At 34.0% G+C, this 17,602-nt stretch carries 20 protein-coding genes and 1 pseudogene; 13 read left to right on the forward strand and 8 right to left on the reverse strand.

Annotated features, from left to right (window positions below):
- Positions 1 to 9: 9 nt before the first annotated feature.
- Complete coding sequence (locus I6L50_RS15180; protein WP_219301943.1) at positions 10 to 1,083, reverse strand: WD40/YVTN/BNR-like repeat-containing protein; 1,074 nt, start codon at positions 1,081 to 1,083, stop codon at positions 10 to 12.
- 268 nt (positions 1,084 to 1,351) lie between these two features.
- Here I6L50_RS15180 and I6L50_RS15185 point away from each other — a divergent pair, with 268 nt between their 5' ends.
- Together I6L50_RS15185 and fbpA are read left to right on the forward strand one after the other, a co-directional pair.
- On the forward strand, positions 1,352 to 2,251 hold the full coding sequence (locus tag I6L50_RS15185; RefSeq protein WP_002012090.1) for a cation diffusion facilitator family transporter: 900 nt from the start codon (positions 1,352 to 1,354) through the stop codon (positions 2,249 to 2,251).
- 193 nt (positions 2,252 to 2,444) lie between these two features.
- The gene (gene fbpA / locus I6L50_RS15190) at positions 2,445 to 2,615 is read left to right on the forward strand and encodes a Fur-regulated basic protein FbpA (RefSeq protein ID WP_002012091.1); all 171 of its coding nucleotides are present in this window, start codon (positions 2,445 to 2,447) and stop codon (positions 2,613 to 2,615) included.
- A 52-nt stretch (positions 2,616 to 2,667) separates the two neighbouring features.
- On the opposite strand, the gene I6L50_RS15195 is transcribed toward fbpA, so the two are convergent.
- Positions 2,668 to 3,339: a GntR family transcriptional regulator gene (locus I6L50_RS15195; RefSeq protein ID WP_002030983.1), complete on the reverse strand. Its 672-nt coding sequence runs from the start codon at positions 3,337 to 3,339 to the stop codon at positions 2,668 to 2,670.
- A 16-nt stretch (positions 3,340 to 3,355) separates the two neighbouring features.
- On the reverse strand, positions 3,356 to 4,321 hold the full coding sequence (locus I6L50_RS15200; protein ID WP_219301944.1) for a DMT family transporter: 966 nt from the start codon (positions 4,319 to 4,321) through the stop codon (positions 3,356 to 3,358).
- Between the two features lie 166 nt (positions 4,322 to 4,487).
- Between I6L50_RS15200 and I6L50_RS15205 the strand changes: the two genes are divergently transcribed.
- The 4 genes and pseudogenes from I6L50_RS15205 (at position 4,488) to nhaC (ending at position 7,663) form a co-directional block, all read left to right on the forward strand.
- Positions 4,488 to 4,799, forward strand: a complete 312-nt coding sequence (locus tag I6L50_RS15205) for a DUF3784 domain-containing protein (protein WP_113938062.1) — start codon at positions 4,488 to 4,490, stop codon at positions 4,797 to 4,799.
- A 203-nt stretch (positions 4,800 to 5,002) separates the two neighbouring features.
- Positions 5,003 to 5,092 (forward strand): annotated as a pseudogene (locus tag I6L50_RS34855) (TIGR03943 family putative permease subunit); the annotation flags it as partial.
- A 112-nt stretch (positions 5,093 to 5,204) separates the two neighbouring features.
- Positions 5,205 to 5,864, forward strand: a complete 660-nt coding sequence (locus tag I6L50_RS15215) for a class I SAM-dependent methyltransferase (RefSeq protein ID WP_002168696.1) — start codon at positions 5,205 to 5,207, stop codon at positions 5,862 to 5,864.
- Positions 5,865 to 6,259: 395 nt separating this feature from the next.
- A complete protein-coding gene (nhaC, locus tag I6L50_RS15220; RefSeq protein ID WP_002086402.1) occupies positions 6,260 to 7,663 on the forward strand; it encodes a Na+/H+ antiporter NhaC in 1,404 nt (467 codons plus the stop codon).
- Between the two features lie 40 nt (positions 7,664 to 7,703).
- On the opposite strand, the gene I6L50_RS15225 is transcribed toward nhaC, so the two are convergent.
- The gene (locus I6L50_RS15225; RefSeq protein WP_219301945.1) at positions 7,704 to 8,093 is read right to left on the reverse strand and encodes a MerR family transcriptional regulator; all 390 of its coding nucleotides are present in this window, start codon (positions 8,091 to 8,093) and stop codon (positions 7,704 to 7,706) included.
- A 7-nt stretch (positions 8,094 to 8,100) separates the two neighbouring features.
- Positions 8,101 to 8,811 carry an SDR family NAD(P)-dependent oxidoreductase gene (locus tag I6L50_RS15230; protein WP_088039152.1) on the reverse strand — a complete coding sequence of 237 codons (711 nt, stop codon included), beginning with the start codon at positions 8,809 to 8,811 and terminating at the stop codon, positions 8,101 to 8,103.
- A gap of 190 nt (positions 8,812 to 9,001) precedes the next feature.
- Here I6L50_RS15230 and fumC point away from each other — a divergent pair, with 190 nt between their 5' ends.
- Entirely contained in the window at positions 9,002 to 10,390 is a 1,389-nt protein-coding gene (gene fumC / locus I6L50_RS15235; protein WP_219301946.1) for a class II fumarate hydratase, read from the forward strand.
- A gap of 95 nt (positions 10,391 to 10,485) precedes the next feature.
- Here the strand turns inward: fumC and I6L50_RS15240 are convergent, their stop codons facing one another.
- Positions 10,486 to 10,908, reverse strand: a complete 423-nt coding sequence (locus I6L50_RS15240; RefSeq protein ID WP_044441536.1) for a PH domain-containing protein — start codon at positions 10,906 to 10,908, stop codon at positions 10,486 to 10,488.
- Between the two features lie 132 nt (positions 10,909 to 11,040).
- Between I6L50_RS15240 and I6L50_RS15245 the strand changes: the two genes are divergently transcribed.
- Positions 11,041 to 11,232, forward strand: coding sequence for a hypothetical protein (locus I6L50_RS15245; protein WP_219301947.1), 192 nt, complete (start codon positions 11,041 to 11,043; stop codon positions 11,230 to 11,232).
- 38 nt (positions 11,233 to 11,270) lie between these two features.
- Here I6L50_RS15245 and I6L50_RS15250 read toward each other — a convergent pair whose 3' ends face one another.
- Positions 11,271 to 12,056: an MBL fold metallo-hydrolase gene (locus I6L50_RS15250; RefSeq protein ID WP_219301948.1), complete on the reverse strand. Its 786-nt coding sequence runs from the start codon at positions 12,054 to 12,056 to the stop codon at positions 11,271 to 11,273.
- A gap of 220 nt (positions 12,057 to 12,276) precedes the next feature.
- On the opposite strand from I6L50_RS15250, the gene I6L50_RS15255 reads away from it, so the two are divergent.
- Both I6L50_RS15255 and I6L50_RS15260 read left to right on the forward strand, forming a co-directional pair.
- Complete coding sequence (locus I6L50_RS15255) at positions 12,277 to 13,041, forward strand: DUF2087 domain-containing protein (protein ID WP_002141210.1); 765 nt, start codon at positions 12,277 to 12,279, stop codon at positions 13,039 to 13,041.
- 99 nt (positions 13,042 to 13,140) lie between these two features.
- Positions 13,141 to 14,550 (forward strand): MATE family efflux transporter, encoded by a 1,410-nt coding sequence (locus I6L50_RS15260; RefSeq protein WP_002086395.1) that lies wholly within the window; start codon positions 13,141 to 13,143, stop codon positions 14,548 to 14,550.
- Positions 14,551 to 14,603: 53 nt separating this feature from the next.
- Here I6L50_RS15260 and I6L50_RS15265 read toward each other — a convergent pair whose 3' ends face one another.
- Positions 14,604 to 15,302 (reverse strand): peptidase E, encoded by a 699-nt coding sequence (locus tag I6L50_RS15265; protein WP_002064712.1) that lies wholly within the window; start codon positions 15,300 to 15,302, stop codon positions 14,604 to 14,606.
- Positions 15,303 to 15,817: 515 nt separating this feature from the next.
- On the opposite strand from I6L50_RS15265, the gene I6L50_RS15270 reads away from it, so the two are divergent.
- The 3 genes from I6L50_RS15270 to I6L50_RS15280 all read left to right on the forward strand — a co-directional run bounded on the left by I6L50_RS15270 (position 15,818) and on the right by I6L50_RS15280 (position 17,571).
- Complete coding sequence (locus tag I6L50_RS15270) at positions 15,818 to 16,216, forward strand: DUF3942 family protein (protein WP_219301949.1); 399 nt, start codon at positions 15,818 to 15,820, stop codon at positions 16,214 to 16,216.
- A 124-nt stretch (positions 16,217 to 16,340) separates the two neighbouring features.
- On the forward strand, positions 16,341 to 16,757 hold the full coding sequence (locus I6L50_RS15275; RefSeq protein ID WP_002135483.1) for a BlaI/MecI/CopY family transcriptional regulator: 417 nt from the start codon (positions 16,341 to 16,343) through the stop codon (positions 16,755 to 16,757).
- A 1-nt stretch (position 16,758) separates the two neighbouring features.
- Complete coding sequence (locus I6L50_RS15280) at positions 16,759 to 17,571, forward strand: M56 family metallopeptidase (protein ID WP_002012264.1); 813 nt, start codon at positions 16,759 to 16,761, stop codon at positions 17,569 to 17,571.
- Positions 17,572 to 17,602: the final 31 nt, after the last annotated feature.

Genomic DNA, 17,602 nt, shown 5'->3' on the forward strand with positions numbered 1-17,602 from the left:
TCTTTTTCGTTAAAAACTAGTTACGAGTAACGCATGCGGATGCTGCGTTTTATACTCATCTTTCCACGGAATATTTAGTTGTTCCCACGATTCGCCGCTATCATTGGATTGAAAGACGCCATTATTATTTAAAGTGTAAAACGTATGTGGTTCTGCTGGATTTGTTGCAAACATTGAAATGACTGTACCAATTGCAGATGGTAGTCCTTGCTGCACTTGCTCGAACGGAGTATCTTTCGTTTTCCGATAAATATAAGATTCATAAGGAATACGGTGATGAGCAAGGTCGGCACTTGGTGCGGCAGAAACGAGAATTGTATTACAATCAGCTGGATCGATAGCCATACTGTATAAATAATGATGCTCAAGTCCGTCACTACATGAGATCCAGCTGTTTCCACTGTTATAACTTTCAAGATATGCGCGATCAGGTCCGCCCATAAATCCGTCACCACATGATGCATAAAGGCGATTTGGGGCTTCAGGGTGCATGAGTAATTGATGAGCATCGATAGGAGCACCGAATTTTTTATCAATCCATGTATGCCCTTTATCATTACTTTGAATAACAGCACCAGCTTCGATTGAAACATGGAGTGTATTTGGATCGTTTGGATCGACTGTAATCCAGCGTACGTGATGTGTAAAAGGTCTAGGTGGGAAAGCCCACGTATAGGAAGATAATAATGATTTCATATTTTTAAGTTCAGTCCACGTTTCACCACCATTTTCTGAACGGAATAAAGCACTCGGCTCTGTGCCGACATAAACGACGCCGTAGCCGTTAACTTGTTCATTTGAGCTTATCGTTATAGAAGTAATAGAAGAGTGTAAAATACCATCCTCTTTAGGGAAATCAAAGTAACGATATGAATCTCCAATTGGTCTCCATGAATCCCCGCCATCGTCACTTAGCCATAAACCTCGTCCAAATGTGCCGCAATATACACGATTTGTTTGGAATGGATCAACCACAATACAGGTAGGTTGCATATTTTGTAAATGATATGTGGTTTCATAGTTACCATATTGTTCTTTTACTACAACAAGTTCACGCTCCATGCAAAGAAATAGTCGTTTCAATTTTGTAACCCCCTTAAAAATTCTTTCATTAGTAAACAATATGAAAATAAAAAAGAAGTAGTCTTGTTTTTAGTTGAGAAAAAGGACTTGTTTGAAAAGTAGCGAAGTTTGTATACAGAGGAAGCGGGATAAAGTGAAACTTTAATCAGTGGGGTATTGTTCATCTTCTACGGATTAGTAGCATTCACTATCGGGCGTTAATGGGGGATAAAGATAGGGAATGTGTTTCATACTAACATACAGATATTGCACTTAAAGGAGCATTTGTATGGGACACTCACATGATCACGGTCATTCAAAAAATAAAAAAGCGTTATTAATTGCCTTCTTATTAACAACAAGCTTTATGATTGCTGAAGTTATTGGCGGATTTGTGACAAATAGCTTAGCACTATTGTCTGACGCAGGGCATATGTTAAGTGATGCAGTATCCTTAGCTTTAAGTTTACTTGCGTTCAAGCTTGGGGAAAAAACGGCAACGGCCGCGAAAACGTATGGGTATAAGCGAGTCGAAATGTTAGCGGCATTATGTAATGGTGTCGTTCTTATTGTCATTTCAGTATATATTTTTATTGAAGCAATTCGTCGTTTTAAGGAACCAGTTGAAATCGCTAGTAATGGAATGCTCATTATTGCTGTGCTTGGTCTGCTTATTAATATTGTATCAGCTTGGATATTAATGAGAGGCGGAGATGTGAAAGGTAATTTAAATTTAAGAAGTGCGTTCTTACATGTACTAGGCGATTTATTAGGTTCAGTTGGAGCGATTATTGCTGCGTTACTTATTAAATTTTTTGGATGGACTGCTGCAGATGCGGTTGCTAGTATTCTTGTGTCTATTTTAGTCATTATAAGTGGATGGCGTGTAACACGTGATACAGTTCATATATTAATGGAAGGTGCACCGCAGCACATAGATGCTGAAGAGGTGAAAAATACATTATTAAATATTACTATTGTAAAAGAAGTTCATGATTTACATATATGGTCTGTAACATCAGATTTTCAAGTATTAACTTGCCATCTTATTATCGAAGGTAATGAAACGCAAAGCGTATTAAAAGAAGCAACGGATGTATTAAAAGGGAAATTTCATGTAGAACATGTCACCATTCAAGTTGAAATAGAAGGTGAATTTAACCATAATGAGACAACTTGCAAAGTATGAAAGAAAAAGGGTATGAAAAAGTGTCATAACATTTTTCGCGTGGCATACATATATATAATGTGGCCACAAATACTTTGTAAGGTAAATATTTCATAAGATTACTTTACTTATTAAGAATCATCTTTTATAATCAAAAGTGGTAATTGATAAAGATTATCATTTTCAATGATCGTAGAAAGGAGTTTTTTAAAAGATGAGTAGTCAACTCCGTTTTGCTGTTGAAAATCGTAAGAGACATTTAATTGATGAGTTAATTGGAGCAGGGGTGTTTAAGATTCGCGACCGACAATTATACGAGCTGTCTTTAGAGGAATTGGAAAAAGAGTACGAGCATATTGAAGATTACGCAAATATTCAGGCATAGCATATAGATTATTAAAGAAGGAGCTGGTTACACTTTTGTGTAACCAGCTTTATTATTTCATAGAAATTATTTTTTGTATTTCTTTCATTGGACGGAGCCAGTTTTGAGACATCATTTGTTCCATTCGTTTTTCATCCTGCTTTTGTAGTGCTTGAATTATAGAGTGATGTTCTTTAATAGATTGACTTGCAGGTACGAAGTTTTGGAAAAATAAATATTCAAGGCGTAAAATGTGAAGTTGCATATTTTCTAGAAAAGGTTCAATATATCGGTTTTTAGCAATAGAAGTAATTGTATTGTGAAATCGTATATCTAGTTCTAAAGCTTTTTTTGAATCTTTTTCATGTATAGATTGTTGAAAAGCATCATTTATCTCGGAAAGTAGTTTAATATCAGCGTCTGTAACTTTTTGAAGTGCTTGCTTTCCTATAATTGAGTGAAGACCAGCTATCGTCTCATAAATGATAGATACGTCGTCTAACTTAATAGGCGCGATTTTCGTTTTTTGCCCAGGTACCATTTCAACTAATCCAGAAAGCTCTAAAATTTGTAAAGCTTCTCTAACAGGTGTTCTGCTTACTCCTAGTGCTTCTGCCAATTCCCCATCATTTATTTTTTCATCAGGTCGTAAAACACCTTCTATAATCCAATCTTGCAGTTGATTTAAAACGAGTGACTTTGCTGAAACTCTTCCTGGTTTTTTATAATTTTGAGGGACAGGCATAGTGAATTCAATCCTTTCATTGTATATGTTTCTTTTTCGTATTAACAAGCTTTAATTTTGGTTTTTCTTCATCTGGTTTTTGGCCTAATATGAGCACCATTACAATGACACAAAAAGCACCTAATAATTGAAAAGATTGAAACGGTACGTGCAAAATAAGTACGGAAGAAATAATAGCTGCGAGTGGTTCTGTACAGCCAAATAATGTTGTTTCTTTAGGCGTAAGGTATCTTATGCTATCTAAGTATAAATAAAATGCGATGAGTGTCCCGAAAATGACGACAAATGTAATGAGCGGGAGGGTACTTAGTTTTACATATTTCATAGTTGATAATAAAATGAATTCGTTTGTAGAAATAAAGTGTAAAATCGTTACACCAATACCCCCAATAATCATTCCCCATCCAACGATAACAGATGAAGACCATCTTTCTAACAATTCTTTTGAATACAAACTATAAAATGCGAGTGATAATCCAGATAAAATGCCCCAAATGATAGCTGGTGTGGAAACAGCTAAGTTTTGAACAGACCCGTTTGTTAGTAAGAGAAAAGTCCCTACTAATGAGAGTGCAATTGAAATAAAATCAATTTTTGATGGACGGACGTTCCATTTGAACAGTAAGTATATAGTGATAAATATAGGGGCTAAATATTGTAACAAAGTTGCAACAGCAGCGTTTCCTTCTTTAATAGAAGCGAAGTACGTGTACTGTACAGCAAGCATGCCTAAAAGACCGAACAAAATTATCTTATTTGCATCAGACTTTTGTTTCCAAATTCCAAATATTTCTTTTTTGTTCGCTCCGAATGATGACATAATGAGCAAAATAGCACCGGATATAAGTAAACGGATTGTAACTAACCATTCAGTAGAAACATTTTCATATTGAAATAGTTGTTGCGCAGCTGTTCCGGATAAGCCCCATAAACAAGCACCGATTATGACCATTATAATTCCTTTTAATCGATTTGGATCCATAAGACATATAGTCCTCCTTTCCAAAATATATATTGGATACAATATGCAATATATCACAAAAAGGAATAGTAATAAACTGAAATTTCTAATTAGATGAAAAATATTTATGGTGAAGACGAAAATTTTTTTGTGCGTGGTAAAATATTGTAGAGAGGGTGGTATTAAAATGCTAGCAGGATTTTTGGTTTGTTTATTTGTTGGATTACTTATCATTTTTTTAGGCTATCAAATACATGTGAAAAAGAGATTGTTTTTGTTGGCAGGCTATCAGGAAGAAACGTTTGTTGGAGATAAAAATAAATTAGCGAAGCTTTCAGGTGTGTTTTCCTATATAGTCGGAGTTGCTACTATACTATTACCGTTTGGCTTAGAAAAAATAGGTGATGTAGTTGGTATCGTATATGCTATCTTAATTGTTTTAGGTACAATTGTGTTTCTTATTAAAGCAAGTCGGTTAAATAAGAGTACTACAAAGTGAAAAAGGCTCTATGCTACGGAAGCCTTTTTATTTTTTGTTATGAAGTGTAAGTAAAAGCGGGAATAGGATCAACAAATGTATTCCGGTTTTGGTTCATTTCTTTTTCTGTTAATAGAACGATTCATATCGATGCCGATAAATACAAGTTCAGTTATTTGATCTCCATATCGTTCATCTAAGTTTTTCAATGCTTCTGGTTCTAAGGAATGCTATTTCCACTTGTGAAAATAAGTAAAGTAGAGAAGATTAAGAAGCCAGCAAATCCATATGTATATGATGCTTTACCCCAATAAGAATGGGGTAATTCTTCATCTTTTTATGAAATATAATCATAATTGCGACGCCAAAAAAATAAAGATAAGAGTAATTTGGTTTGTTAAAAATATGTGTATAAGGAGATACGCGATGAACTGGGTTACTCATAAACCATCGTTTGAATTTGAAAAATTTAGTCCTATTATTCGGTCACAATCTGCGTGGAGTGGGCATTTAGATTTCGCATATGATTTAGTAAGATTTGAAGAACCAGCAACTTTAGTTGAGTTAGGTACGCATTTAGGTGCTTCCTTTTTTAGTTTTTGCCAGGGGGTAAAAGATGGTGGGTTAGCCACAAAATGTTTTGCTGTAGATACTTGGGCTGGAGATGGGCATACAGGTCCATATGGAGAAGGGGTTTTTCAAATAGTAGAAAAAGTGGTGAGGGATAACTACCTGAATATAGGGAATTTAATTCGGTCTACTTTTGATGATGCTCTGGATGAGTTTCAAGATGAAACGATAAATCTTTTGCATATTGATGGCTATCATACGTATGAAGCTGTTTCTCATGATTATAAAACATGGTTACCTAAAGTTGCGAAAAACGGTATTGTATTATTTCATGATATTGAAGTTAAAAACGGTGATTTCGGTGTGTATAAGTTTTGGGATGAGGTCAAGGTGAAATACCCTCATTTTCAGTTTGGGCATTCATATGGACTTGGAGTTTTATTTCCGAAAGGTTGTAGCGATAAGTTTTCGGAAATACTTAAAAATAAAGAAGAGATACAAAATATGTATAAATAAAAGAGGGGCATGCATCGATTAAATGATGTGTGCTCTTTTTTTATGTGGAAATATATTATTACATATGAGGTGAAAGCGGTAGTAAAAAGTTTTGTTGAGGCAAATATTAAAAAGGTTATTATGAGTTAATAATTAGTGGGGATGGATAAAACCCTCATTGATTAAAGTTTTATTTCATTAGGTGTTTTTATCTAAATAAATAAAAATACAACATTTTTTATATTTTTCATTGCGAAAAGCGCAATCTACTTTTACAATAGAAAGGGTTGTGAATATATTATACTGAAAAAATAAATCGAAATAATATGAAAATTTTGTTTTGTCTTCGCTAATTGTATACTACATACACGTAAGACTACATACATCATGTTATCGACTTGTAAGGAGAGAAAAAAATGAAAAGTGTAAGATTACCATCGATGCTAGAAATTATTATTCTTTTATGCCTATTTCTTGCTGTCGTCTTTTCCTTCCAAACGATTTTTGATCTCCCAATTCAATTAGCGCTATTTATTTCATGGTTTTTAGTTATTGCGCTTGGATTAAGATTAGGATTTCGTTATCAAGAATTGCAAGATGCAATTACGAAAGGGATTTCTAATGGATTAGAAGCAATTCTTATTTTAGTTGCAGTTGGGGCTTTAATTGGAACGTGGATTGCTGGTGGGGTTGTACCTACATTAATTTATTATGGATTAGAATTCATTCACCCTAGCATATTCTTATTGGCAACTTTAATTATTTGTTCAATCACTTCTATCGCGACAGGAACATCATGGGGAACAGTTGGAACTGCAGGTATTGCTATGATGGCGATAGGTGAAGGGCTTGGATTACCACTTCCGCTTGTTGCGGGTGCAGTCCTTTCAGGAGCTTATTTCGGAGACAAATTATCACCACTTTCTGATAGTACAGTTCTTGCAGCTTCTATGGCGAAAGTAGATGTTATTGCTCACGTTCGAGCTATGCTCGTATTAGACGTTCCAGCTTATATTATTACCAGCATTATGTTTACTGTTGCTGGATGGATGTATGGCGGGGATAATGTAGATTTAAATAGAGTTGAGTTTTTAAAAGAATCTTTATTAAAGCACTTTGATATTAAAATATGGATGCTTGTTCCAGCGGTAATCGTTATTGTGCTATTGGCGATGAAGAAACCATCTATGCCAACAATTGCTATGGGAGCTTTAATTGGTGCAATTTGGGCAACACTTTTCCAAGGAATGCACTTTGGAGAGGCAATTGGAACAGCATATAACGGATTCTCAATTCAATCTGGTGTCGAGTTTGTCGATAAGTTATTAAACCGTGGTGGAATTAATGGTATGCTTGGTTCAGTAGCCGTTATTATTTTCGGCTTAGGTTTTGGTGGATTACTTGAAAAGTTAGGTGTTCTAAAGGTAATCGTATCGAAATTTGAGAAGAAATTAAATTCTGCAGGTAATGTAACATTGTCTACATTAATCGTTGCGTTTTTAGCTAACATATTTGGTTGTGCGATGTACGTATCACTTATTTTAACACCAAAAATTATGGAAGAAAGCTATGATAAATTAAAAATAGATCGCCGCGTATTAGCACGTAACTCAGAAGTAGGTGGAACTTTGACTTCTGGTATGGTTCCATGGTCTGATAATGGTATTTTTATGGCTGGTATTTTAGGTGTATCAACATTATCATACGTTCCATTTATGTGGCTAAGCTTCGTATCACTCATTTTAGCAGTTATTTATGGATATACAGGCAAGTTCATTTGGTATGTAGATGATGCGGATAAAGGAAAGCAAGCATCATAAAATAAAAAATCACCTTCTACAATATGTAGAAGGAGATTTTTTATTTTATAATAGGAGTTGAAGAAGTTATTTCGTCCTCATATTTAGCAATTTTTTGTTGTATCTTTTTTAAGTTTTTTTCAGTGTCTTGAATGAGCTGTAAGACATTGGTCTCCTGTTGTTTCATTAATTCCAACCGTTGAAGGCTGGTAGATTCCCCCACCATAGACCAGTCGATAAATTTTTTTATTTTTTGAATTGGCATACTGGTGTTTTTTAAACATAAAATCATCTCTAAATATTTCAGTGCTTCTTCATCAAAAACGCGATCTCCTTTTTCATTTCTTTTAAGAAAAGGGAACAGTCCTTGTTTATCGTAATAACGTATTTGAGAAATAGTTAAGTGGTGCATTTTGGCGACTTGCCCAATTGTATAATACATATCATTCATCCCTTTATTACCAAGGTATAATGCCGTCTTTATTTAGTATTTTACCATTATAGTTTGTTTCACTTAATGCATATTTAATAATAATTTTAGCACTTTCATTGGTCGTATGGCCACCTGGGGAATTTCCATTTAGGTCAGTAGTTGTAAAACCAGGGGTTACTCCGAAAATTGCTGGACCGTTAGTACCAAATTCTTTGCTAAATGCTAATGTTAAAGCATTAATAGCTGTTTTTGAAGAATTGTATCCTAATGTATTAATTGGGTGTGTTTCACCGCTAGCAAACATTGTTAGTGAGGCCATGTCAGTTGTTACATTTATAATTTTACTGTTGCTTGATTTCTTTAATAATGGTAAAAAGGCTTGCACCATTTGGAATGTTCCAAAAAAGTTAACTTCAAATCCTTGGCGTAAAGTTTCAATATTTAATTCACTAGGTAGCGTATGGAAGTCGAGTGCTATGCCTGCATTATTGATTAATAAATCTAAGTGGTCAGTCGTTTCATGGATTTTTTTGATTGCTTCTTGAATGGATTGAGCACTAGAAATGTCTACTTGAATATAGGAAACGTTTGAAACATTTAAAGATTCTACGGCTTGTTGTCCAAGTTGTTTATTACGAGCACCTAAAAATACGTGATAGTCTTTTTCTGCTAATTGACGAACCAATTCATATCCGATCCCTTTATTCGCACCTGTTATGAAAGCATATTTTTTCATTTTGAATTCCTCCAGTGTCGTTATAGTAGGTTACAATGGAAAGGATACAGCCTAAACCTAAGTTTAGGTCAAGAGGAATTTATGAAAAAAATATTGAATATTTGTATATACGAGTGAGAATTCTTATCATTTGATTAAAAGTCTGTTAATATAAGAGATGTAGGTATTATATTTTCAAGGGGATGAAAAAATGGAGTACAGAATTGAAAGAGATACATTAGGAGAAATAAAAGTTCCAGCTGATAAATTATGGGCAGCACAAACACAACGTAGTAAAGAAAACTTCCCGATTGGAACAGAGCAAATGCCGCTTGAAATTGTAAAAGCATTTGCCATTTTAAAGAAGAGTGCAGCGCTTAGCAATCAAAAATTAGGAAAGTTATCAGAAGAAAAAGCAGAAACAATTGTGGCAGCAGCTGACGAAGTAATTGCAGGGAAATGGAATGAACATTTTCCGCTTGTTGTATGGCAAACGGGTAGCGGTACACAGTCAAACATGAATGTGAATGAAGTAATTGCAAATCGAGGGAATCAAATTTTGAAAGATAAGGGATCTGACGTACATATTCATCCGAATGATGACGTGAACATGTCTCAAAGTTCAAATGATACATTTCCAACAGCGCTTCATGTAGCATGTGTAATTGCAGTAGAAAATCACGTATTACCGGCAATTACGAAATTAAAAGAAACTTTAGCAGAAAAAGTAACTGCATTTGAACATATTATAAAAATTGGTCGTACACACTTACAAGATGCAACACCGTTAACATTAGGACAAGAAATTAGCGGATGGCACCGTATGCTTGAAAAAACAGAGCGTATGATTGCAGAGAGCAATACATATATGAAAGAGCTTGCAATTGGTGGTACTGCAGTTGGAACAGGTATTAATGCTCATCCTAAATTTGGTGAGATGGTGTCAGAGGAAATTAGCCAATTTACAGGTAAGCAATTTATTTCTGCACCAAATAAGTTCCACGCATTAACGAGCCATGATGAAGTTGTATATACGCATGGTGCATTAAAGGCATTAGCAGCTGATTTAATGAAGATCGCTAACGATGTACGCTGGCTGGCAAGTGGTCCACGTAGTGGTCTAGGAGAAATTATTATTCCGGCAAATGAGCCAGGAAGCTCTATTATGCCAGGTAAAGTAAATCCAACGCAAAGTGAAGCGTTAACGATGGTTGTAGCACAAGTTATGGGGAATGACACAACAATCGGATTTGCTGCGAGCCAAGGTAATTTTGAGCTAAACGTATTTAAACCAGTTATTGCATATAACTTCTTACAATCCGCTCACTTATTAGCAGATGCAATTGTTTCATTTAATGATAATTGTGCAGTTGGCATTGAAGCGGATGAAGAAGTAATTAAAGAGAATGTGAATCGTTCATTAATGCTTGTTACTGCATTAAACCCGCATATAGGATATGAAAATGCAGCGAAAATTGCGAAGCATGCTCATAAAGAGGGGTTAACTTTAAAAGAAGCAGCATTGCAATCGGGCCTATTAACAGAAGAGCAATTTGATGAAATTGTAGATCCGAAAAAAATGATTGCTCCGAAAGAGTAATAGAAAAAGCAAAGGTTCTTAGTTTAGAATCTTGGCTTTTTTTGATATTTATTTTATGTTTCCGCCACTTGTACTACTGCAAGCTCCAAAAGATATTATTTGTTAGAAGACGTATTCATTACTTTCATATGTGGGCAGTTCTCTTTTAAGAGTGAAATGAATTTTTCTTCTTCTTGTGGTACGAAAGTTGTCACAGAGTCAAATAAATTATAATCAATTTCTAATTGCTGCCTAGTCCATTTTTCTGAACGGAGTGTTTTGCCAGAGTATTTAATGTGACGAATATCTTCAAATGGAATTTCAGTACGTAATATGAAACCGTGTTTTACAATAAGAGAAGATTCCGTTATGTTGTAGTGAGAGAAATAGAATGAAGAGAGATTCACGATATTTAACAGCATCATAAGAGTGAAAAAAATAGAATTTTCGTTTTGGAAGAATAGCGAAATGAAAAAAATAATTATAAATAATGTAATAAAAATGACGTGAAATGGATTTTTTTTCGCTTTAAACTTCAAGTTAGTCACCTCGTTATACGTGTTATTTAACTAAATTAAATCACAACATCGTAATAAACCGAAAGAATATGCAGAATTACATATTCTTTCGGTTTATTATTCGTGTAAAATTTTTTGATAGGATAAATTTAAATGAAGTTTTTAATAGTGGAGTGGTATAAAGTGACTAACAAGAATAGAAGTGTAGTGCTAGTCATAATTAGTTGTATGATGATTATGAATGGCTGCTCAAATAGATTCGCTGAGGATGGAAAGCGAAAACATGTATTTGTACAAGCGAGTAAAGTTTTAGTGGAAGTTGTTTATAAAATGTATAAAGGGTAAAAAGGGTGTTTCTATATGTGGAAACACCTTTTTTGTAGTTAAAATTGAATACTGAAGTTTTGGAATGTGTGAATGTTGGTTCCATGTTGAACGAGGTTGTTATCACTTAAATATTGAATAGCGTATTTTACTTCTTTCAATATAGTAGGAGAAAGACCAAGTGTATGATGTGAACCGTAAATTTGTTTAATAGGAGAGAAGTTTGTAATTTTGTTTAGAGACTGAACTAAGTCTACAGGATTTGTCGATGGATAAAACGCAAAAATCGTGCCTTCATAAAGTAAATCTCCTGTGAATAAAAACGCAGTTTCATAATCGTATATACAAATATATCCTGGTGAGTGAACTGGAGTATGTATAATTTGAATTTTCCTATTTCCGATATCAATAATGTCTCCATCCTGTAGTAATTTTGTTGGTGTTCCTTGAAATGGATTGAATGTTTCAGGTTGAAATGTTTTAGGTGTAGGTTTAGTAATGTCACGAGCGATGTCGTGCCTAATTTGAGTAATAGGAAGTCCTTTTATGCCGTTAATGAGCCAATCTTCTTCTAAAGCATGTACATAGATTTCTTCATATTGTGAGTGACTACCGATATGATCCCAATGAACGTGTGTTGTGACAACTGTAATTGGTAAGTTTGTTAGTTGGTCCGTTATACGTTTCATCTTATCGATACCTAGTCCAGTATCGATAAGGAGTGCGGTGGTATCGCCTACAAGTAAGAAGGAATGTACTTTCTCCCAATGTCCATATTCACTAATCGCATATGTATTTCGAGCGATTTGTTTAACAGTAAACCAAGGGTCGTGCAGAATAGTCATGTTTTGTTTCACATCCTAAATTCATTTATTAAACACATTCGCTTTTCGTTGCTTTAAGTCCTTTTTTAATTTGTTTAATAGATTTTTTTATAAAAGTTTATAAAATGGGTAAACGGAACGTTGAAATGTTTGTTTGTGTTATGTTAAGATGGTGAAGTGGTAATAAACGTTATTGTGATTTGTTTAGTTTTTGAATAAACGTTTTGAAGGAGTGTTTAGTGTGAGTGATATTTCAGAGAAGTTTTGGGATGCATCGGTTGAGGAATTGAAGAAAGGGTATGTGTTTGAAGCGGAAGCAGAGGAATATATTTGTTTAGCTTGTGGAGAAGCGTTTATTAAGGGGGTTATTTATCAAGATAATCAAGTTTTGTATGAAGCAGAGAAGTTTGTGCAATTGCATGTGCAAAATGAACATACGTCTATGTTTGATTATTTATTAAATCTTGATAAGAAGTATACGGGTTTAACGGATTTGCAAAAGAAAATGGTTCAGTTTTTCCATATGGGGCTAAATGATAAAGAGATTGTAAAAGAGATGGATGGCGGAAGTACATCAACCATTCGTAATCATCGATTTACACTTCGAGAAAAAATGAAGCAAGCGAAAGTGTTTTTAGCGTTAATGGAACTGTCAGAAAAAAAATCAAAAGTACAAACGAAATTTGTACCCATTCATAGAACAGCAACGATGGTGGATGATCGCTACAATATTACGGAAGAAGAAAATGAGGAAGTATTAAAAGCACATTTTACAGAAGGATTAGATGGACCGCTTTCTAAATTTCCGAAGAAGCAAAAGCGTAAATTAATTATATTACGCCATTTAGTGACGAAGTTTGATAGTAATAAAAAGTACAATGAAAAAGAAGTAAATACTGTCATAGAAAGTGTATACCCGGATTTTGTAACTTTAAGAAGATATTTAATCGAATATGGGTTTTTAGATAGAACAGCTGATGGAAGCCAATATTGGGTGAAGTTATAATAATACGGAAAAGAAAATGAATGGAAGCACATCGTTATAACAACTATACAAAGAGATAGAAGTTGAAAAACAGATTTTTAGTAAAAGGAGAAATGAAATTTGAAACCACCTACAGATAACAATAAAGAAGGTGTAGAGTCACAGAAGTCAGAAACGGAACATAAGCCGATATGGAAATCGATGTCCATGTTTTTAGTGCCGTTACTTTTAAGTAATGTATTACAATCAGTTGGACAGTTATTTGGAATGGTAGTAGTAGGAAGATGGCTTGGCGTAAATGATCTAGCAGCTATATCGGCATTTTTTCCGTTATTTTTCCTACTCGTTTCATTTGTAATTGGAATTGGTTCTGGTAGTTCAATTTTAATTGGTCAGGCATTTGGTGCTAAAAATGAGGAGCGCTTAAAAGCTATCGTTGGTACGACGCTTACGTTTACTTTTATTATCGGAGTCGTGTTGGCGATAATAGGTAGTATTTTTGCGATGGATATTATGCGTCTTATGGGAACGCCAGAAAATATTATTGAAATAAGTGTGCATTACGCAAGAATTTTATTTATATCTATGCCAGTATTATTCTTATATTTTGCATATACAACATTTATGAGAGGTACAGGAGATTCAAAAACGCCATTTTACTTTTTAATCGTAAGTACAGCGCTAAATATGATCTTATTACCAATTCTTATTTTTGGCTGGTTAGGAGCTCCGAAATTAGATGTTTACGGAGCAGCCTATGCTTCAGTTATATCTACAGTTATTACGTTTATTGTCATGCTAGTGTATTTAAAGAAGAAAAATCACCCACTGCAATTAGACGGGACAGTAAGAAAATATCTTCGTATGGACTGGGAGTTATTAAAGTTATTATTACGACTTGGTATTCCGGCGAGTATTAATATGATATTAGTTTCATTATCAGAAATTGCGGTAATCGCATTTGTGAATCGCTATGGATCAGATGCAACAGCGGCGTATGGCGTTGTGAACCAAGTTGCAAGTTATGTACAAATGCCAGCGGTTAGCCTCGGTATTACAGTATCAATTTTTGCAGCGCAATCAATTGGCGCGAACCAATTTGATCGATTGCAGAAAGTTGTTAAGGCCGGAATTATTATGAATTATATCATTGGTGGTGTATTAATATCTCTTATTTACTTGTTCTCAAGAGATATTTTAGCACTATTTTTAACAAGTCAAAATACAATTGACATTGCTCATAGTCTAATCATGATTACATTATGGAGCTACTTAATTTTCGGTCATGCACAAATTATTAGTGCGACAATGCGAGCAAGTGGTACTGTACTATGGCCAACTGTAATCAGTGTTGTATCAATTTGGCTTGTTGAAGTACCTGTGGCGTATTATCTTTCTTATCATACGAGCCTTGGAATAGAAGGGATATGGATTGGGTATCCAGCTGCATTCATCGTCAGCTTAATATTACAGTATGCATATTATAAGCTTTCATGGCAGAAGAAACGAATTACACGATTAGTGAGTTAAAAGATGAAAATGTCCCTAAGTCATTATACTTAGGGACATTTTTTTATGAATGCTTATAAATAACTTTTTAAAGTTATGTCAAAATGTTGTCTAATGAGTTCTCCATTATTCATATAAAACTCCCAAGCTGTATCTGGCTCACCGATAATTTCAAATGAACCTTCTGTAATATATAAAGCGCAATTATCTTCTAATGCAATACCTTCTATATTACCTTGGTGAGTTTGTAAAAACGTATGGAAGGCATTCATTCTATTTAATTGATTGTAATGGGGGCAAAATCTTTTGTTAACAATACCCCAGCCACTACTTTCTATATAACCGGAACCTTCATAATCTGAACGAATGCTAGATGTGAACCAGCACATAGCACCGGCACTATATCCTGCAATAAGTGTTCCACGTTTTAAAGCAAATAGTAACTTTTCATCTAGTTTATGTTCTTTCCATTGTTCAAGCATGTGAACGTAATTTCCACCGCCAAGGTAAATTAAATCGGCAGAATGAATCATCTCATCTATTTCATATTTAGTAGGTGTTTCGGTTGAAATGCGTAAAATTTGAACCTCACAATGTAATTGCTTTTCAAATGTTTCTAAAAATAACTTTATATATCCTTCATCATCACGACTAGCTGTAGGAATGAATAATACTTTTGGGTATTGTTTATTCGTTAATTCTATAAGTCGTTCATTAATATGCAAGTGATTTGGATCTTGTAAATCACCGCCACCAATGACAGCTAATTTCATAGTAAAGCACCACCTAATAATATTTGTTATGTAAAAATTCGATAGTGGGGAGTTACATTCCTTCTGTGATTTAATGAATAAGGGGAAATAAAGTGAACAATATATTGAAATAGCATAAGGAGTCGATAGCTGTGGATAGTTTATCCCGCTAGTAAACTCCCGCCTCAAAATTCAACTGGAGCAAAGCAGTTAGGTGGGAGCCCTGCTGCCCGTAAACGCCCGATTGGTGAAGGCTAATAATCAGTGGGGAATGAACAAAACCCCCACTGATTAAAGTTTCACTTTATTGATATATAATACTGGATAATATTGTTTCAAAGTATGGAAACAATATGTTTAAATGAATATAACGACGTACTAATGAATATTGAAAGAGTATTTATATTAAAAAGTACGGGGAATACCAGAAGTTTTACAAAAATGTTTTTTACTTTTTATAGGAACTTATTCTATAATATGGTAAAATTATATCGATATATTTATTAGCGTAAACTGAAAAGAGGGAGCGTGAAAGAGTGGATTTTCGATTTGAGTTCGCAGTGAAGGTGAAAGAATATTTAGACGATGAAAAAGATGAAAAAATAATAAAAGATGGACATAGAGATATAATTTATAAATATTTATATCCGTTAGAGAGTGAAATTGGAATTTTTAAAAATCCTAACTTTACTTTTTTTGCATCAGGAAGACGTTCACATATAGTATTAGAAAATATTGAATTTAAAACAGAAGTAAACGTAGAAAGTAATGTAATTGAAATTACAAAAATAGTGGATAAGGTGGTGATTCCATTAGATACTATCGTAGCAAAAGATCGGGAATTATTTGCACTTGGGCGTAATGAGAAATTTAGTGTGCAAATATTAGAATATTATCTCTATGATACATTTGGAGAGAAGTTAGGTTTACAATGAATCGAACGTGGTACAGATAACTAATTAGTGGAGATTAGGATTCATTTAAGTATCAGCTAATATCATTTATGTTTGACCTTCTATACATTTTATACTACAATCTGTAGTGTGAAAGGGGCATACGATGTTTACTCAAAACTACAAGTTAAATGAGCAAGGGTTAAATCACTTTTTCGGACCGCTTGAAGCGAAAATAATGGAGATTGTTTGGGCTACTGAGGGTATTACCATTAAAGATGTGCAACAGAAATTAAGTGAAGAATCCCCGGTGAATTTTAATACTGTAATGACAGTTATGAACAGATTAGTAGAGAAAGCACATTTAGAAAAGCATATTGTGAAAAGAAGTGGTATGTATCGTACTACACAAACGAAGGAAGAATTTTTATCTAATCAAACGAAGAAAATGACACAGGAATTAATGGGTGAATTTGGAGATCTTGTTGTGAACCATATGATAGATGAGTTAGAACAAGCTGATCCATCTTTAATAAAAAAATTAGAAGAGAAATTAAGTCGGCTAAAAAAAGAGGACCGATAAAATGAAGTGGCAAATGCGTAAAATCGTTTTGTTAGCAGTGACTATTAGTGTGCTTTTTTTAAGCATGTTAGTATACTACGTTACATACCCATTTCTTTTTCAAAATAAAGCATTTTTCCTTTCTCAATTTTGTTTATTTGAATTACAAAAACATATGAGGGAACTATCAATACTTCGTATAATGATAGCCGGATTACTGTTATTTACTGTAATCATTATGAGTAAAAGAATTTGGAAGCAATTTTTTTATAGTAAAAGATTGAAAAGAAATCTCGTGTCTATTACTAGAAAAGGAAAGCAAGTGTACGTATTATCAACGTTACAGATTACGGCATTTACAATTGGATTATTTCGACCGAAAATTGTCATTTCAGAAGGAATGTTTCAGGCATTTTCTGAGGAAGAAATTGATGCGATTGTATTACATGAGGAATATCATCAAAAAAATCGAGATCCATTAAAGTTATTTTTCTTTACATTGTTAGCTGAGGGAATGATGTATATTCCTATATTAAAAGGGATGTTGCAGCGTTATCATGTATATCAAGAGCTATCAGCAGATAAATATGCGATGCAAAAAATGAAATCTTCATTTGAGCTAGGTAGTGCATTATTAAAGTTAATTAAAATAAAGACGATGGAAAATCAATGTATTACAGCGTCGTTTGCGAAAACCGCAATTAATTTACGAATTGAGCAAGTGTTGAATGAGAAAGTTGTTAAGCTGAATATGCCATTACATACAAATTCAGTATATGTAACGTTAGGGCTATTTTGTATGTCGATTGTACTTATTGTCGGAGAGTGCATATAGCCTCTTTTTTTAATAATTAACACTACGCATT

This window comes from Bacillus sp. FDAARGOS_1420 (assembly GCF_019344915.1).
Lineage (GTDB): Bacteria > Bacillota > Bacilli > Bacillales > Bacillaceae_G > Bacillus_A > Bacillus_A mycoides.

Bases quoted from the DNA above. Each gene is read 5' to 3' on its own strand.
- I6L50_RS15185 (WP_002012090.1), top strand. From the start codon at position 1,352: ATGGGACACTCACATGATCACGGTCATTCAAAAAATAAAAAAGCGTTA.
- fbpA (WP_002012091.1), top strand. From the start codon at position 2,445: ATGAGTAGTCAACTCCGTTTTGCTGTTGAAAATCGTAAGAGACATTTA.
- I6L50_RS15195 (WP_002030983.1), bottom strand. From the start codon at position 3,339: ATGCCTGTCCCTCAAAATTATAAAAAACCAGGAAGAGTTTCAGCAAAG.
- I6L50_RS15200 (WP_219301944.1), bottom strand. From the start codon at position 4,321: ATGGATCCAAATCGATTAAAAGGAATTATAATGGTCATAATCGGTGCT.
- I6L50_RS15205 (WP_113938062.1), top strand. From the start codon at position 4,488: ATGCTAGCAGGATTTTTGGTTTGTTTATTTGTTGGATTACTTATCATT.
- I6L50_RS15215 (WP_002168696.1), top strand. From the start codon at position 5,205: ATGAACTGGGTTACTCATAAACCATCGTTTGAATTTGAAAAATTTAGT.
- nhaC (WP_002086402.1), top strand. From the start codon at position 6,260: ATGAAAAGTGTAAGATTACCATCGATGCTAGAAATTATTATTCTTTTA.
- I6L50_RS15225 (WP_219301945.1), bottom strand. From the start codon at position 8,093: ATGAATGATATGTATTATACAATTGGGCAAGTCGCCAAAATGCACCAC.
- I6L50_RS15230 (WP_088039152.1), bottom strand. From the start codon at position 8,811: ATGAAAAAATATGCTTTCATAACAGGTGCGAATAAAGGGATCGGATAT.
- fumC (WP_219301946.1), top strand. From the start codon at position 9,002: ATGGAGTACAGAATTGAAAGAGATACATTAGGAGAAATAAAAGTTCCA.
- I6L50_RS15245 (WP_219301947.1), top strand. From the start codon at position 11,041: ATGAAGTTTTTAATAGTGGAGTGGTATAAAGTGACTAACAAGAATAGA.
- I6L50_RS15250 (WP_219301948.1), bottom strand. From the start codon at position 12,056: ATGACTATTCTGCACGACCCTTGGTTTACTGTTAAACAAATCGCTCGA.
- I6L50_RS15265 (WP_002064712.1), bottom strand. From the start codon at position 15,302: ATGAAATTAGCTGTCATTGGTGGCGGTGATTTACAAGATCCAAATCAC.
- I6L50_RS15275 (WP_002135483.1), top strand. From the start codon at position 16,341: ATGTTTACTCAAAACTACAAGTTAAATGAGCAAGGGTTAAATCACTTT.
- I6L50_RS15280 (WP_002012264.1), top strand. From the start codon at position 16,759: ATGAAGTGGCAAATGCGTAAAATCGTTTTGTTAGCAGTGACTATTAGT.